Annotated in this window: 18 protein-coding genes; all 18 read right to left on the bottom strand. The window is 39.4% G+C overall.

Annotation, left to right across the window (positions count from 1 at the left end; all coding sequences use genetic code 11):
* Positions 1 to 34: 34 nt before the first annotated feature.
* The 18 genes from frr to flhA all read right to left on the bottom strand — a co-directional run bounded on the left by frr (position 35) and on the right by flhA (position 17,006).
* Positions 35 to 589 (bottom strand): ribosome recycling factor, encoded by a 555-nt coding sequence (frr, locus tag J2Z32_RS03795; protein WP_210087824.1) that lies wholly within the window; start codon positions 587 to 589, stop codon positions 35 to 37.
* The gene (gene pyrH / locus J2Z32_RS03800) at positions 589 to 1,317 is read right to left on the bottom strand and encodes a UMP kinase (protein ID WP_210087825.1); all 729 of its coding nucleotides are present in this window, start codon (positions 1,315 to 1,317) and stop codon (positions 589 to 591) included. The genes frr and pyrH overlap by 1 nt, the downstream gene beginning before the upstream one ends.
* A 200-nt stretch (positions 1,318 to 1,517) precedes the next feature.
* Positions 1,518 to 2,168, bottom strand: a complete 651-nt coding sequence (tsf, locus tag J2Z32_RS03805) for a translation elongation factor Ts (RefSeq protein ID WP_210087826.1) — start codon at positions 2,166 to 2,168, stop codon at positions 1,518 to 1,520.
* A 131-nt stretch (positions 2,169 to 2,299) separates the two neighbouring features.
* A complete protein-coding gene (rpsB, locus tag J2Z32_RS03810; protein WP_210087827.1) occupies positions 2,300 to 2,998 on the bottom strand; it encodes a 30S ribosomal protein S2 in 699 nt (232 codons plus the stop codon).
* Between the two features lie 174 nt (positions 2,999 to 3,172).
* Positions 3,173 to 3,820, bottom strand: a complete 648-nt coding sequence (locus tag J2Z32_RS03815) for an MltG/YceG/YrrL family protein (RefSeq protein WP_210087828.1) — start codon at positions 3,818 to 3,820, stop codon at positions 3,173 to 3,175.
* On the bottom strand, positions 3,820 to 4,416 hold the full coding sequence (locus J2Z32_RS03820) for a hypothetical protein (RefSeq protein WP_342453910.1): 597 nt from the start codon (positions 4,414 to 4,416) through the stop codon (positions 3,820 to 3,822). Before J2Z32_RS03820 ends, J2Z32_RS03815 begins: the two co-directional genes overlap by 1 nt.
* A gap of 31 nt (positions 4,417 to 4,447) precedes the next feature.
* Positions 4,448 to 4,771 carry a hypothetical protein gene (locus tag J2Z32_RS03825; RefSeq protein ID WP_210087829.1) on the bottom strand — a complete coding sequence of 108 codons (324 nt, stop codon included), beginning with the start codon at positions 4,769 to 4,771 and terminating at the stop codon, positions 4,448 to 4,450.
* A gap of 45 nt (positions 4,772 to 4,816) precedes the next feature.
* Positions 4,817 to 6,223, bottom strand: a complete 1,407-nt coding sequence (locus J2Z32_RS03830) for a flagellar assembly protein A (RefSeq protein ID WP_210087830.1) — start codon at positions 6,221 to 6,223, stop codon at positions 4,817 to 4,819.
* 77 nt (positions 6,224 to 6,300) lie between these two features.
* Positions 6,301 to 7,089: a FliA/WhiG family RNA polymerase sigma factor gene (locus tag J2Z32_RS03835; RefSeq protein ID WP_210087831.1), complete on the bottom strand. Its 789-nt coding sequence runs from the start codon at positions 7,087 to 7,089 to the stop codon at positions 6,301 to 6,303.
* A 15-nt stretch (positions 7,090 to 7,104) separates the two neighbouring features.
* The gene (locus J2Z32_RS03840) at positions 7,105 to 7,536 is read right to left on the bottom strand and encodes a hypothetical protein (protein WP_210087832.1); all 432 of its coding nucleotides are present in this window, start codon (positions 7,534 to 7,536) and stop codon (positions 7,105 to 7,107) included.
* Positions 7,537 to 7,538: 2 nt separating this feature from the next.
* The gene (locus J2Z32_RS03845; protein WP_210087833.1) at positions 7,539 to 8,036 is read right to left on the bottom strand and encodes a chemotaxis protein CheD; all 498 of its coding nucleotides are present in this window, start codon (positions 8,034 to 8,036) and stop codon (positions 7,539 to 7,541) included.
* The gene (locus J2Z32_RS03850) at positions 8,029 to 8,622 is read right to left on the bottom strand and encodes a chemotaxis protein CheC (RefSeq protein ID WP_210087834.1); all 594 of its coding nucleotides are present in this window, start codon (positions 8,620 to 8,622) and stop codon (positions 8,029 to 8,031) included. Before J2Z32_RS03850 ends, J2Z32_RS03845 begins: the two co-directional genes overlap by 8 nt.
* A 39-nt stretch (positions 8,623 to 8,661) precedes the next feature.
* A complete protein-coding gene (locus J2Z32_RS03855; RefSeq protein ID WP_210087835.1) occupies positions 8,662 to 9,123 on the bottom strand; it encodes a chemotaxis protein CheW in 462 nt (153 codons plus the stop codon).
* Between the two features lie 12 nt (positions 9,124 to 9,135).
* A complete protein-coding gene (locus J2Z32_RS03860; protein WP_210087836.1) occupies positions 9,136 to 11,196 on the bottom strand; it encodes a chemotaxis protein CheA in 2,061 nt (686 codons plus the stop codon).
* A gap of 27 nt (positions 11,197 to 11,223) precedes the next feature.
* Positions 11,224 to 12,687: a protein-glutamate methylesterase/protein-glutamine glutaminase gene (locus J2Z32_RS03865; RefSeq protein WP_425342979.1), complete on the bottom strand. Its 1,464-nt coding sequence runs from the start codon at positions 12,685 to 12,687 to the stop codon at positions 11,224 to 11,226.
* 46 nt (positions 12,688 to 12,733) lie between these two features.
* Positions 12,734 to 13,624, bottom strand: a complete 891-nt coding sequence (locus tag J2Z32_RS03870; protein ID WP_210087838.1) for a MinD/ParA family protein — start codon at positions 13,622 to 13,624, stop codon at positions 12,734 to 12,736.
* Positions 13,621 to 14,973 (bottom strand): flagellar biosynthesis GTPase FlhF, encoded by a 1,353-nt coding sequence (gene flhF, locus J2Z32_RS03875; RefSeq protein ID WP_210087839.1) that lies wholly within the window; start codon positions 14,971 to 14,973, stop codon positions 13,621 to 13,623. The genes J2Z32_RS03870 and flhF overlap by 4 nt, the downstream gene beginning before the upstream one ends.
* Positions 14,970 to 17,006, bottom strand: coding sequence for a flagellar biosynthesis protein FlhA (gene flhA / locus J2Z32_RS03880; RefSeq protein ID WP_210087840.1), 2,037 nt, complete (start codon positions 17,004 to 17,006; stop codon positions 14,970 to 14,972). The genes flhF and flhA overlap by 4 nt, the downstream gene beginning before the upstream one ends.
* Positions 17,007 to 17,009 lie beyond the last annotated feature (3 nt).

The raw sequence follows: 17,009 nt of genomic DNA on the forward strand, positions 1-17,009 counted from the left end.
ACCCCACCGAAAAGGAGGGGCCGCAGTATGTCTCTTAAACTTCCATAATCTCTTTCTCTTTCGCAGACAATACTTTTTCAACCTCTGCGACAAATTTATCAGTGGCTTTCTGTACATCCTCTTGATGTCTACGGGATTCATCCTCAGAAATTTCACTTTTTTCTAACCTTTTAATATCATCGTTTGCATCACGACGAATGTTGCGGATAGCTACTTTGGCTTCTTCACCAAACTTTTTAGTTAGCTTCACTAACTCAACACGACGCTCTTCCGTCAATTGCGGAATTGACAAACGAATCGAAGTCCCGTCATTCGCAGGTGTTAAGCCTAAATCTGACTTCTGGATCGCACGCTCAATATCAGCTAAAGAGCTTTTATCCCAAGGCTGAATCATCAAGGTACGAGAATCTGGCGTATTAATGTTAGCCAATTGATTCACAGGCGTTGGTGATCCATAATAGTCAACTTGAATTCGATCTAATAATGAAGAATTTGCACGTCCAGCACGTAGCGTAGCAAGATCACGTTTTAAAGCTAAAATCGCTTTCTCCATACGCTCCTCGGCACTTTTTTTAACCGATTCCGGCATTAGTCTACACTCCCTTTAACAATTGTTCCAATTTTTTCACCAAGTACAACACGTTTAATGTTTCCTTGCTCTGTAATTGCAAATACAATCAAAGGAATATTATTATCCATACATAAAGAAGAAGCTGTGGAGTCCATAACACCCAAGTTTTTATTCAATACATCCATGTAAGTTAATACATCATATTTCACAGCAGTTTCATCTACAAATGGATCCGCAGAATATACGCCATCCACCTTGTTTTTAGCCATCAAAATCACTTCTGCTTCAATCTCAGCTGCACGAAGTGCTGCTGTAGTATCTGTTGAGAAGAAAGGATTTCCTGTTCCTGCTGCAAAAATAACAACGCGACCTTTTTCCAAATGTCTGATTGCCCGACGACGAATGTAAGGCTCAGCAATTTGCTGCATGGCAATGGAGGTTTGTACACGAGTAGGTACTTCGATTTGCTCTAGTGCATCTTGTAAAGCAAGCGAGTTCATCAAAGTAGCCAACATTCCCATGTAATCAGCTGTAGCACGGTCAATACCTTTAGCGCTACCAGCGATACCACGCCAGATATTACCCCCGCCACAAACGATAGCAACCTCTACTCCTAACTCTACAACTTCTTTGACTTGTTCTGCAATAGATGTGATTGTTTCCGCATCTATTCCATACCCATTTTGACCTGCAAGTGATTCACCACTTACCTTCAAGACTACGCGTTTAAACACAGGTTGTTCCAAATGTATACCCTCCACTTAGAATATAGCAGATCACCTAAGTACTTGATAGTTCTCAACATTACGTTTGTTATTGATCTCTCACAAAAAACGATTTTGGTGAAAATAAGGATTTATAATTTTCACGTTATAAATCCTTATATTTTAAAAAAGAAGGAACACGATGTGTTCCAACTTTCTGCTACATTCAATTATAAAATTACTTATTTATTTACTTGCGCCATTACTTCTTCAGCAAAGTTTTCTTGTTTTTTCTCTAGACCTTCACCAAGCTCATAACGTACAAAACGACGAATCGTAATGTTTTCACCAATTGTGCTTACTTTTTCATTCAATAATTGAGTAATTGTTTTGTCTGGGTCTTTAACAAAGCTTTGCTCCATCAAGCAATATTCTTCGTAATATTTACTGATACGACCTTCAACCATTTTAGCAACGATTTTTTCTGGTTTACCTTCGTTTAAAGCTTGAGCAGTCAAAATTTCTTTTTCTTTTTCGATTTCTTCTTGTGGAACTTCTTCACGACTTACATAACGAGGGCTTGCAGCCGCGATTTGCATTGCGATATCACGTGCAAAATCCTTGAATTGATCAGTCATTGCTACGAAGTCAGTTTCGCAGTTAACTTCAACCAATACACCAATACGTCCACCAGCGTGGATGTAAGATTGTACTACACCTTCAGTAGCAACGCGGCCAGCTTTGTTAGCTGCTGCGCTAAGACCTTTTTCACGAAGGATTTCGATCGCTTTATCAAGATTGTTATCAGCCTCTTCTAAAGCCTTTTTACAATCAAGCATACCTGCGCCAGTTCTTTCGCGCAATTGTTTTACCAATTTAGCATCTACTGCCATGATTAAATTACCCCCATTAATATGATTAAATGAACAGCACTTTCATATTTATTCCTTAAAAAAAGGGTAGTGAGAGGTTTACACCTGCCAACCACCCTTTCTCATTTAATTTATTTAAGATTCAGACGATATTAAACTGTAGTTTGTTCGCCTTGATGAGCTTCAATTACAGCATCAGCCATTTTACCAGTTAACAATTTAACTGCACGAATTGCATCATCGTTACCTGGAATTACATAGTCGATTTCGTCCGGATCACAGTTAGTATCAACGATACCTACGATTGGGATACCCAATTTACGAGCTTCTGCTACTGCGATACGTTCTTTACGAGGGTCAATAACAAACAATGCACTTGGAAGACCCTTCATGTTTTTGATACCGCCCAAGAATTTTTCCAAGCGATCTTTCTCTTTGCGAAGAAGGATAACTTCTTTCTTAGGTAGTACTGCGAAAGTACCGTCCTCTTCCCAAGTTTCTAACAATTTCAAACGATCAATACGTTTTTGAATTGTTTCGAAGTTTGTCAATGTACCACCCAACCAACGTTGGTTGATGTAGAATTGACCCGCACGTTCAGCTTCTTCTTTAACTGAATCTTGCGCTTGTTTTTTAGTACCTACAAAAAGAATAGTTCCGTTGTCTTCTGCTACACTTTTAATAAAGTTGTAAGCTTCGTCAACCTTTTTAACTGTCTTTTGTAAGTCAATAATGTAAATTCCGTTTCTTTCAGTGAAGATATAACGATCCATTTTCGGGTTCCAACGACGTGTTTGGTGTCCGAAGTGTACGCCTGCTTCAAGCAGTTGTTTCATGGAGATTACTGCCATCTTCACGCACCTCCTAAAGTTTGGTTTTTTTGATGCTTCCTCCGCAAATGTCATTTCCCATGAAGACTCTTATCATTCTAAGAGCACCCTTCACAAAATCGATTTGCGTGCGTTATAACACCGACAATTAATATACCATAAGTAGCCAAGGCTTGCAACTAACACAATCATAAATTATTTTGTACCAGGTGCAATTTTAGAAATAATTGAACTATACTCTTCACCGGCAGTAAAGCTATACGTGCCTATTTTCAGCTTATAGTTTGCTTTTTTTGCAACAGCTTCCTTCTGGAACTCCTTCGCACTACTTATGACCCCTGCCTTTTCCAAGCCACTTGACACATCTGACAAAAAATCTCCTTTAGCAATGGTAAACTTAATTTCCTTTGCCGTTGGAGAATTTGCTGTTGCTGGCTTTTGAGTTTGATCTACTTGTGCCGTGGTAGGTGTAGTGGGTGTAGAAGGCGCCTGAGGTGTAGTTGTTTTCGCTTCTGTGTCTGAACTGTTAGGCGCACTAGGAGTTTTTGGCGTCTCAGGCGATGTTGAAGTATTTGCATCCTTATTAGTGGCATCAGTACCCTTCTGAGTGTCTTTGTTGTTTGGTTGCTCGTCAGTTTCTGACTGTTGCTTCCATTCTTCCTCTGTCATTAACTTCTCAGTAGGCTCAACAATCTTTAAACCAAGGCGATTTGCCGCTTCAATGACTTCATCTTTGCCTAAATTCGCATTTAACGCTCCTTGGCCCATATTCATAATTTGTAATAATAATGCCCCTAAAATAAGCCCAACACCAAGACCAAGCATGAACTTAGCATTTTTCATCAACTGGACTCCTCCTTGTTTGCTAATTGTAAAATTAGCTGGACTTCGCCACGTTGAATACCTACTGCTTTAGCAATCATATCTATTGATTTGCCTTGGTTATATAGCTCAAATAATTCAGGATATCTATCATGAAGAGAATCCTCGTGTTTCTTAATAGGCTCTTCTTCCACTAATACTTCTTCCAATACTGGTGCTTCTTCCTCGATGACAACTTGTTTTAAATCAGGTTGAGCTACAGCAGCTTCAGACATGCGTGCCATTAATGTTGTCTCCTGAGTAGAAGTAAATGTACGAAACTTTATTTCTTGAGACTGCACACCTTGCTCCACAGTTACCAATCGGTTTCTTAGCTCTACAATTTGTTCTTGTGTGGCTAATTGCTTCGTAGTAAATTCCTGCTTCATTTGAGTAATTAAATGAATTAGCTCTTGATTTTCATTTTCAATCTCAGCCATATATTGTTCCAGTGTTGCTTCAATCTCATTATTTTGATTGGGTTTCATGTTGTTGTTTACCCTTCCCGGAATTAAGAAGCTATAAAGAATTGCTGCCACTCCAAGCATAACAATATAGAACCATGGTTCTGTAAACACGATTATCCTCACCTTTTGCTTTTCGTAGTAGCTACAAAGAAAAATCTATATTTTTCCCCTTGTATGGATGTTCTGCAAAATGCGTTTGCTCTTGATCTTGCTCTGGCGTAGGCTGCTCATGTGAGCCTTTGTCTTGCTGTGAAGAGGGATGGTCTTTTTCACGTTTAATGACTGTGTTTTGCCCACTCTCATCTACACCAGGGCTTACTTTGCGATTATGCTCAGCCTCTTTGGAATTTTGATGTGCTAGCAAGGCTTGATCGCTCAAAGGACGATATTGTTGATCCTGCTGAATGCGCGTCGCTTCACTTGTTCTAGGAACAGCAATTTGCATCTCTACTGGTTTCATATTCATCCTATCTACCCTCTTTGCAATGGAATAATTTAAGTTCCAAGCATATTACACGTAGGAGGACATCATAATATCCCCTTCACTATAATAAAAAGCCATACGGGATGTCGGTTCTTTAATGTACTTAATATATCGTCCAATTACAATCTTTGAACCACCATAAATCATTTTAAGAACTTCTACACGAGACTTCCCTGTATCTTCTAATGTCTTTTCAATATATAACATTCTTTCTTTAATTTCATCAATTTCTCGCATATTGCTTTTTTTAGTAATTCCTAATTTGGAACGCATTGCGACTTTATCAGGAGTAAGCTTACCTAACGAGGCTAGCTGATCTAGCAATGTCAGCGCTTTCTCTGTTTTGTCCATGTTGGACATGAGCTCTTTAATTTTTTGCTTCAGTTCAATTAACTCATTTCTTAGTTCAGGAACTACGCCAACTTCAATGACTGTAGTTGTTGACATCGGATTTCCAATAATCCGAGCGATGACTTTTTCAGCTGCCTGAATATTACCACCAACAATAAGCCCTTTTGTGCCATCACATATCACATCTCTACCAGCTCTAACATTAGAGTGCATAATACTTTGTGATACGATAATGTCTTCACCTGCCTGCACATTACCATCTTGGATAAAAGAACTTTTTACATTATGTCCTGCTTTAACAAGCCCTTTATTATAACCAATAATTCCACCGGTAATTTCGATGGAGCCTTCAGCAAATAGCTCCGCTCCTTCTACTCCACCAATGACTCTTATATCACCTGATGCTGTAATTCGGAAGCCACTTAATACATTGCCCCGAATTACAACAGTACCAACAAAATCAATATTACCAATTCCGTAATCGACATCCCCATTCACTTCATAAATCGGAAATACATTAATTTTCCCTTTATCTGTCATTGTGACCAAGCCATCAATGGCAGCATATAAAGCGGTCTGCTCAGGATTAAGAACAACGTTTTTACCAACCTTTAATACGGCTTCCTTCCCATTTCGGCATGGGATTGGTTCTCCAGTTACAGCAGTACCCGATTTACCAGGGATAGCTGGTACAAGCTCTGCGATGATTTGTCCCCTAAAAATATTGTTAAGGCGCGTAACATCTTTGAAGTCTACTTTCCCATCGTCCTTTTCTGAGGGTACATGTCGTTGATCGTCTTCCAGTTGCATCGCATAACGAATTTTACCGTCTTGCCCATCAACAGGCTCAATCCCCATTGCAATTGGTGTTCTGCTGAAATAATATTCGCGAGGGTTTATTGCGATACGTGAGACAATATCCTCTTGAATACCATATTTGATGCCTTGACTATGAAGAAAATGGCGTAAATTGTCCGCAGTACAAGAAAACTGATCATCTTTTTGTATAAATTGCAGGTATGCCACAGTTTTATCTTCATTAATTGTCACGCTCAAAAATTTATCCAGCTGACCCAGTTCCATAAACTGCTCCCCTTTTCATACTATTAAAATACATAACAATTCCGTAGTAAGAAAATAAAACCTCAAGTCTTCTTCATTTAATCTTCCTGCATTAGCATATCACGTTGCTTCTCCAAACTACCTCTTAACCGCAAAATAGCTTTAGAATGAAGTTGAGATATTCGCGAGGGTGATAGGGACATTACTTCTGCAATTTCACTTAAGGAAAGATCCTCATAATATAATAAGGAAACAACGGTTCTTTCCTTCTCCGTCAGCTTTTCAATCCCTTTAGACAATGATTCTCTTAAATAAAACTCTCGAACGGTATGGTCGGGATTTTTAGCCTTCTCATCAACCAGCAAAGTAAGCCTTGTCTCGGATTCCTCTTCACGAATTGGATCTTCCAAAGAGCAAAGGGTCATTACCGCCACTTCCTGCAACATTGTCTGGAATTCTTTTTCAGTAATATTCATATATTCACTTACTTCAAGATCACTAACTGAACGCAAATAATGTTGCTCTAAGTATTGGTAGCTTTCTTCAATCCTCTTTGATTTTTCCCGCACAGAACGTGGAACCCAATCCCCTTGTCTTAATCCATCCAAAATCGCGCCTCTTACTCTCCATGAGGCATAGGTTTCAAACTGCAAACCACGCTTATAATCAAATTTATCTACAGCGTCAATAAGACCCATTACACCATTGCTAGCTAAGTCATCTTTAGAAACATTTTTAGGAAGCCCTACGGCAAGGCGTCCTGAGACATAATCTACAATATGCAAATATTTTTCGATTAGTTGTTTTTTTGCATTAATGTCACCGTGTTCTTTCCAACTCTCCCATAAATCAGAATAGTTCAGAGTTGATGCTTTCCGTTCGTGCAATTGACCTCACCATCCTTATTCTTCTGTCAGGTGACGAACGACCTTAACCAGCTCTTCCGGATCATTGTCATTAGGTGTTTTAACTAGTTTAGGCGGATTAAGTGGTGCAAAATCTTCATGATGAGCAGAAGGTATAGCTCCCTCTATTGGCTGCTTCAGTAAATCATTAATTTCATCACTCTCATCAGGAGTAGTTAAATCAAGATTGCCACCCTTTACTTGCTCAGAGATCGCAGCTAACATTTGACTTTCTTCAGAGGTTTCACCATGTTCTCTCATAAAATTAAGCATCCAACTACCAACAAAAGCTAATGCCGTCCATGCTATGAAAGCTAATCCCCCACGTAGTAAACTGGTAGCTAGAAGATTACTACCTGATGATACCGCAAAGGTAATTAAGAAACCAATAAAACCTATCAGTAAATAATATTTTACTTTTCCAGACATGGCTACAATTCCTTTACTTCCTTTTGTATGCTACGAATAAATAAAATACCTGATTCTAGATCCAACTCAATTGTACGTCCATAATTCCCCCCAGTGTCTTCACCAATCAGAGGAATATTTAACTTAGATAACATAAGCTTGCAGGAGTCTACATTACGAGGTCCTATTCTCATTGAATCGCCTTTACCTCCAAATGTAAACATTTGAGCCCCACCTGCCATTTTTGCCACTAATTTGCTCTTTGCAGCACCAAGATCACTTAAACGATCTACCAATTCAGGCAAAGCAGTATCCGCATATTTAGCAATATTTAGTGTGCCTTCTCTTGCAATATCAGAGGATGGCAGCATAACATGAGCAAGCCCTGCAATTTTTCTGTGTGGATCAAACAATGTTACACCTACACATGAACCAAGTCCTGTTGTACGAATAAGGCCTTGACCGGTTATCGTGTCTAACTCAGCCATTCCCACTTTAACAATTTTTTGTTCTTCAATCATGATCTGACGAAATTCCTAACGACTTAAAAATTTTGCCAAAAGACTCTGGGTCTGGGATGAGGAAAAATTGTCCTTCAACTTCGTCTTGACCTTCAATAAAAGTTGTATCAATGAGTAGTGCTGAATCACCCATTTCGCCAAACTGAAGGAGACCATATCCTAAAATTGCTCCTGCCATATCTAATGCTAGGGCAGGTACAGTAGGCATCATAGACAAAGATGTAAAATCTGCTAACGAAGATAAATAGGAACCCGCTAAAATATTTCCGATTTCTGCAAGTGCTGACCATTCCATCTCTGAAAACTCTTCTTCCTCATTAACCTCAAATCCCGCTAATCTTTCTAGCAATCTTTTGGCTGCTGCGGGACTCATAATAAAAAACAAATTTCCTGGTGCTTCGCCTTCTACACGAAAGAACACGGCACACACAATGTTTTCAGAACCACCAACTCGTTCTGCAACTGCCTCAAAGGGCAACATTTGTACTTTAGGTACAGCCATATCAATTGGCTTGTTTAGCAATCGGGAAAGAGCTGTGGCGGCATTCCCAGCTCCAATATTCCCTACTTCCTTCAGTACATCCATTTTGAAATCTCTTTGGTGTTCAAATAAATCCTTCACAGGTTAGCCCTCAAAGCTCTCTAATTGCGAAATTTCTGCCCGATTTAATTCCTCAGACAAATTCAACATGACTAGAAGCCGCTCTTCTGAAATACGGGCAACACCTCTTAAATATTTAGCTTTGACTCCTCCAACAACATCTGGTGGTGCGTCAATGAGATCAGAATTTAAGTCAATAACATCATTTGCAGAATCGACGATAAACCCAACTTCGATTTCATTCATTGAAACGATAATGATACGAGTTTGATCTGTATATTCCACAGAAGGAAGACCAAAGCGTCCACGAAGCTCAATCACTGGAATAACGACCCCACGTAAATTAATAACACCTTTTACAAAAGATAAAGTTTTGGGCACTCTTGTAATTGGCATCATACGCTCAATCGTTTGGACTGCATCTACTTCAATTCCGTACTCTTCTTCCCCAAGCTTAAATACGATTACTTTCAACTCTTCTCCCATGCCTAAAACCTCCTATTTAATAAATGCATTAGAATCAATAATTAGAGCAACTTGACCATCACCTAAGATGGTTGCACCCGCAATACCTTGAATTGGAGGAAGGTATTTACCAAGATTTTTAATTACAATTTCAGATTGACCAATAAAGTCTTCCACTGTAATTGCAGCTAAGCGATCCCCTTTACGAATAACGACAATCTCGGTTTCTTCTTCATCTGACTCATCATAATCAGGCACATCAAACAATTTTGCTAGAGACAATAAAGGTATCGAGCTATCACGATAAGAAATCATCGTATAACCATGTACATTTTTCACCTTATCTTGTTTAATCAATCCAGTTTCAACAATAGAAGACAATGGAATTGCATATTTCTCTGAGCCTACTTTAACAAGCATTGCAGAAATAATAGACAAGGTTAATGGGAGCTGAACGGAGAACTTTGTTCCTTTTCCTAGTGTTGATTCAACCGAAACGATCCCATTTAAGGATTCGATTTTAGATTTAACAACATCAAGTCCAACACCACGCCCTGATATATCAGAAATGACTTCAGCAGTACTAAAGCCAGCTGCAAACAATAACATATAAACTTGCTCATCACTCATTAAGGCACCTTCAGCTTCAGTTACGATGCCATTTTTAATTCCTTTAGCAAGAATTTTTTCACGATCAATTCCGCTACCATCATCTTGAATTTCGATAAAGACGTGGTTTCCACTATGGAATGCACGAAGATGAACTGTTCCTGTTTCAGGCTTACCAGCAGCAATACGTTGTGCTGTTGATTCCACACCATGGTCAACTGCATTACGAAGCAAGTGAACTAATGGATCTCCAATTTCATCGATGACTGTGCGATCAAGCTCTGTCTCTGCACCTTCAACAATAAGATCGATCTTTTTATCTAATGATTTTGCCAAGTCACGAACCATTCTTGGGAATCGGTTAAATACAGTATCTACTGGAACCATGCGCAGCTTCAATACAATATTTTGTAGGTCTCCACCAACTCGGCTCATATGCTCCACGGTTTCAGTTAAATCAGAACGTTTAACTTCCGCAGCAAGCTGCTCAAGTCGGGATCTATCTATTAAAAGCTCACTTAATAGATTCATCAGCACATCAAGTCTATCGATATCTACACGAATAGTTCTAGATGGTGTTGAGCCACTATGTCCGCCTGAACGATTATGTTTTGCATCATCATGGACTGCGACTGGTTTTACTTCTTCACCTTTTGGAGCTTCAGGTGTTGAAGTAATTGCAGTTTCCCTTACACCAGAGGACAACTGCTTCAACGTACCATGATCCAAATTGGTTACTTCAACGGTATCGATTTCGGATAAATTAGAAATTAACCCTTTAATTTCAGAAGCATCCTTTTGAGTTATGTAAAACAAAGAAAAGCTACGATCAAATTTCTCTTGCTCAATATCTTGAACAGAAGGATTAGACTTAACAACTTCTCCATAACGCTCCAAAAGGTCAAAAACAAGGTAAGCTCTCGCTGCCTTTAACTGACAGTCTTCACGAATAGCAACATCAATGTAGTTCACCTTATGACCTTCAGAAATAGATTGTTCTAGTACTGAATACTGAAACTCATCTAATTGAATTGCCCCTTCATCAGAGGTTGTATCTGCCGTTGTGTCCACAGATGAGATTGTTGCTGATTTTGTAGTTACAAAGTCACCTTTAACAATACTTTGTAAAGAAGCAACGATATCGCTAACATCAGCTTTACCTTCTCCACCATTAGTAATATCCTCAACCATAGCTTGAAGTGCATCTAAACTTTGGAACAACGTATCAAAAATATAATCCTGCATTTTTAGCTTATCATTACGCACTAAATCCAACACATTTTCCATTTGGTGTGTTAATGAGGATAAATCCTCAAACCCCATCGTTGCTGCCATCCCCTTAAGGGTATGGGCGGAACGAAAAATGACCTGTACTATACTGAGATCATCAGGCGAGCTTTCAAGCTCCAACATTTTTTCATTTAATGACTGTAAATGATCATTCGACTCATCGATAAACATGGCTAAATACTGATTCATGTCCATGGTGAGGCACCTCCTTCAAGAGATCCATTATCTCACTACTTGAACTAGCTTAGCGCCAATCTCATGTAGTGGCAGTACATAATTAACACATTTTTGTTCTATTGCCGAACGTGGCATACCATAAACAATACAAGTTTCCTCACTCTCGGCAATCGTGGAGGTCACCCCTGAATCATACAGTTGCTTCATTGCTTTTGCCCCATCACTACCCATACCTGTTAATAAAACAGCATGTCGCTTCAATGTGGTCAAAGGTAAAATAGATTCATACAAAACATCTACTGAAGGTCTATGCCCATTACGCAGATCTTGCTTAGATAACGAAATTTTGTATTGTCCACCACCGCTTGGTACGACCATCATATGGTAGCCACCTGGAGCAATATATGCTGTACCTTGCTTTAAAACCATTCCCTCTTCACCTTCTACAACCTCGATTGCACAAAGGCTATTTAATCGTTGAGCTAACGATTTAGTGAAATTAGCAGGCATATGCTGAACAATGACAATAGGTGCAGGAAACCGTGACGGTATTTGTTCAAGCACAACCTTAAGTGCTTTAGGTCCACCTGTAGACGTTCCAATTGCAACAAGGTCGGAAAATCCTGTACTACGTGGTACATTCATTTTTTTATCTAAAACAGAATCAGCTTTATTGCGAAGAGGTGTTATCGGCTTTACATTTGTGACAAGCTCTTTTTTTGCTGATGTTACTTGTCCACTATCACTTTGTCTAGTGCTTGTAATAGGCCTTTTTACTTCTTGCTTTATGCTATTCTGTGATAAATCCTTAAGTGCTGGTTTTTGTTGTTTACTCTCTAACTCTTTTTGCTTGCTCACAGGCTTAGGTGACGAGGTTGGAGGCTTTATAAGCTTTTCAGGATTAACCTTTATATCTATATTCTCTTCCTTTGTTGCTGCTTGTTGAACGATCGGATTTACCTGCGGTATTACTTTTGGTATTGGCTGCTCCATCTTCTGTTGCGTCTGTTGCTTTTGAGAAGCATTAATTTCTTCATCGAACTGAAGTAGAGGGCTAAGTTTAGGCTTGACCGGTACTTCCTTTTCCTTAAGCTGCTCTTTTTCTCTAGCAATCTTACGCTCCTTCATTTGCAGTGCAGAGCTTATTTTACTTCTTAAATCTCGTCCAACTTGAGTAATGTCATATGAGCTAGTTGATGCGGAAGGCTTACGAATAAAATCAAATGCACCTTCCTCCAGTGCCATGATCGTCTCTTTCATCCCTTGCTCATTAATTCCTGATAACATAATTACTGGCAACGGATGAAGCTCCATAATAATTTTCAAGGCTACCAAACCATTCATGTCCGGCATTTCAACATCCATCGTGACGAGATCGGGAGCCAAAGCGGTGATTTTCTCTACTGCTTCTTTTCCTGTTTTTGCTGTTGCTTCTACTTTAAATAAAGGATCCTCTTCAATTAGATCACTTATAATCTTACGCATGAAGGCCGAATCATCAACGACCATTATCCGATAAGGCTTCAATTTGTCCACCCCTGTCTAAATATCAGAATCATTTTGTTCGCTTAAGCCATTTGTGCATAAATCCTTTGATTCCAGAATAGGTGTCTTTGGATTGAAGTTGTGGCACATTCATATATTTCATCGCCATCCGCTGTACATCCTTTGCGGCAGTACATGTTGGAAAGGCGACTGAAAACGGAACTTGTTTTTTTACAGCTCGTACGACATGCTGATCATCACTCATATAACCAATCATTGGAATTTGAATATTTAAAAACTTCGAAGCTACTAATGCTATTTTATTTGACACCTGCTTCGCCTCTTGTTCATCTGACACTCTGTTTATCATCAATCTAAAAGAAACTTGTTCCTCCAGATTCTGAATCACTTTAATTAGTGCGTAAGCATCAGTTATCGATGTAGGCTCAGGTGTTGTAACAATAATGCATTCATCTGCGGCAGTTATAAAATTCAATACTTCCTTTGATAAGCCAGCACCAGTATCAAAAATAATGAAATCCATGTCGGCTGTAATTTTCTCAAGCTGTGTCATAAATAAGTTAAGATCATTAGAGGATAAAGTAAATAAATCAGCCATACCTGAGCCACCTGCAATATAAGGGAGTGACCCCGTACCAATACTTATGATTTCCGTTATATCCTTTTCGCCTTTCAGTAAATGATACAAGCTATACTGGGAGCGTACACCCATTAGCACATCAATGTTTGCCATCCCGATATCTGCATCAAACAAAAGCACCTTTTTTCCTAAAGCTTTTAATGCTAAGGCAAAGTTCAAAGTGAAGTTTGACTTACCTACGCCACCCTTCCCACTACTTACGGTAATAACCTTAGCACCTCGCTCAGCCTTCGGCCTTGTAGTTAAAATGTCATCATGTGAAGATACTAGCTGTCGTAGCGATTGTGCTTGGTCACTCATGACCGTCCCTCCATTAACATTTGAAGCATTAGTTTACTATCAACAGGTAAAATATCATCCGGGACGTTTTGCCCATTGGTGATGTAGGAAACTTTTAATGGATATTCATTAAGTAAATTATATAACGGACCTACACTTTCCGTCTCGTCAAGCTTTGTAAAAATAACCTTTTGTAGGCCATATTTACTAAAATGCTCAGTTATTTTTTGCATGTCTTTTGTTTTAGAGGTTAAGCTGAGCACTAGATAAGTTTCACTATGCTCTGATAAGTTAAACAAGCTATGGAGCTCTGCCACAAACAATTCATTCAAGTAATTACGGCCTGCCGTATCCATAAAAATCAAGTCGCAGGTTGATAATGCATTTAGTGCTCTATGCATATCCCCTGGAGATTGGACTACTTCAAGCGGTACGTTCAAAATCGTAGCATACGTTCTTAATTGCTCGATCGCAGAAATTCGATACGTGTCTGCAGTAATGAAACCAACCTGCTTACGTTCACGAAAAATCTGATCTGCTGCTAGCTTGGCAATCGTCGTTGTTTTACCAACACCAGTTGGACCTGCAACATAAACAATTTTAGTTGTACTACGAATTCCTTCCCCTATTACACTCTGTAAAAAGGTAGAAACCTGATCCATGACAGCTTGCTTCATTTCTTGATGTGATATTGTCTTATTACTCTGATTCCATGACTCATATACAGGCTCAATCCATTGATCAATTAGTTCTATTGCGATTTCTTGTCTAAGAAGTAACTCCTTTATCTCTTCTAATGCCTCAGGTAGCTCACGTGTCTGGTCTTGCTGTTTAGCTAGCTTCGTCATCATCAGCTTCATTTGATGAAGTTCTTCAAATAAACGTTTTTCATTATTAGATGGAGAATCTTCATGTGCATTTTCAGTCGTCAAAGTATCACTAGTAGCTAATGCATTTATTTTCTGTTTTAATGTTTCAACAGCGACTTCGTTACTGGGTTGAATTGATGTTTTTTCTTGTATCGCATTTACCACCGAAGAGGTTTTTTGCGATATCTGAGCCTTCTCTTCCTCAGATTCCTTACCTGCTAACATCTGCGCCGTTTTACGATACGCTTGTGGAGCAGCGCCCCTCGCAACTGGTGCATGTGTAATAATAGGTGCAGCCGTCGTTTTAGATTTAGTTTGTGGTGCAGCCTCAGATGTTTCTGAGGCTGCAATCACTTCTATCTTTTTTTTCTGAAACATTCCTAGAAAGCCGCCAATTTTCATTTCCTTCGTACTTAAAATGACTGCATCAGATCCAAGCTCAGCACGAATTTTAAGCATCGCATCAGGCATCGTATCTACGATATAGCGTTTCACTCTCATAAATTAACCACCCCGACACTTTGAATTTCGACATTCGGCTCAAGCTCGCTATAAGACAATACAGGAATATCCTGCATCGTACGTTCGATGATCTGACGCAAATACATGCGTATCGTAGGTGATGTTAACACGATTGGCTGCTGCCCAGATTGAATGAGACGATTGATTTGCTCTGTTAATTTTTGAAACACCGTTTGCGTTGATTGCGGGTCCAAAGCAAGGTAACTTCCCTGCTCGCTTTGCTGAACACTTTCAGCAATTTTCTTTTCAAGACTAGGGCCCACTGTAATTACTCTCATCGTTTCACCTTGCTGCGTAAACTGCTGTGTAATTTGACGAGACAATGCTTGTCTAACATACTCGGTAAGAATATCAGGATCTTTGGTGTAGGTACCATAATCAGCCAAGGTTTCGAAAATGGTAACCATATCCCGAATTGAAATCTTTTCTCGAAGTAGCTTAGCAAGCACTTTTTGCACATCACCAATCGACAATACAGATGGGATTAATTCATCCACCAACACAGCATAGTTTTCCTTGAGGTTATCAACAAGTGTCTTCGTTTCTTGACGACCAAGCAATTCATGAGCGTGCTTTTTAATCATTTCTGTCAAATGAGTAGCCACCACAGAAGGTGGGTCTACAACCGTATATCCTGATAGCTCTGCACGATCCTTTGTGCTTTCATCAATCCATAACGCAGGTAAACCAAATGCTGGTTCGCTAGTCTCAATCCCTGTGATGGAATCATCATCCATCCCTGGACTCATTGCCAAATAGTGATTAAGTAATAATTCACCATTACCTACGACATTTCCTTTAATTTTTATGACATATTCGTTCGGTTTTAGTTGAATATTGTCGCGAATACGGATGACGGGCACCACAAGTCCTAGTTCTAAGGCACATTGTCTACGAATCATAATAATACGATCTAACAAATCGCCGCCTTGACTAGCATCCGCAAGTGGGATTAAACCATACCCAAACTCAAATTCAATCGGATCAACTTGAAGAAGATTAATGACACTTTCTGGACTCCGTACTTCTTCAATCTGCTGCTCCTCTTCTTCTTGCTCTTGTTCAATTTGTTTGAGATCAGCGTTCTTCTGCATTTTCCAAGCGGCATATGCGAGCAAACCTGCAAAAGGCAACGTCGCAACAGGTCCAATTGGTGTAAACAAACCTAGCATAGCAATCGTTCCAGCAACAATATAAATGAGCTTAGGATAAGCAAACAATTGTGAGGTAATGTCAGATGCCAAATTACCTTCTGAAGAGGCACGCGTTACAATTAAACCAGATGCGGTAGAAATAAGAAGTGCAGGAATTTGGCTAACTAAGCCATCTCCAATCGTTAAAATGGAATAAGTATTAAGTGCTGTCCCAAAATCCATACCATGGATCGTCATCCCTACAATAAATCCACCAAGCAGGTTAATGATGAGCATGATGATGCTGGCAATGGCATCTCCTTTTACGAACTTACTCGCACCATCCATCGCCCCATAAAAATCCGCTTCTCTTTCAATTTTACTGCGTCGATCTTTCGCTTGCTGCTCATTAATTAAACCTGCATTGAGGTCAGCATCAATACTCATTTGCTTCCCCGGCATCGCATCTAACGTAAATCTTGCGCCTACCTCTGCAACCCGTTCAGAACCTTTTGTAATTACGATAAACTGAACGACAACTAGAATTAAGAACACAATAAATCCAATGACAGGCTGACCTTGAGAAACCCATGAACCAAAGGTAGCAACCACATCCCCTGCTTTGGCTTGACCTAAAATAAGCTTCGTCGTGGACACATTTAGTGCAAGACGGAACAAGGTCGTGATAAGCAATAAGGCTGGAAAGATAGAAAACTGTAGTGCTTCCTTTGTATTCATAGATACTAATAAAATCATTAATGCGATCGATATATTTAGAATAAGTAGGACGTCTAACAGCCAAATTGGGATCGGAAGAATCATCAACAGAACTATACCGATAACTCCCACTAAAACAAATATATCTTTAAATTTTTTCACCGG

The organism is Paenibacillus turicensis (assembly GCF_017873435.1).
Taxonomy (GTDB): domain Bacteria; phylum Bacillota; class Bacilli; order Paenibacillales; family Paenibacillaceae; genus Fontibacillus; species Fontibacillus turicensis.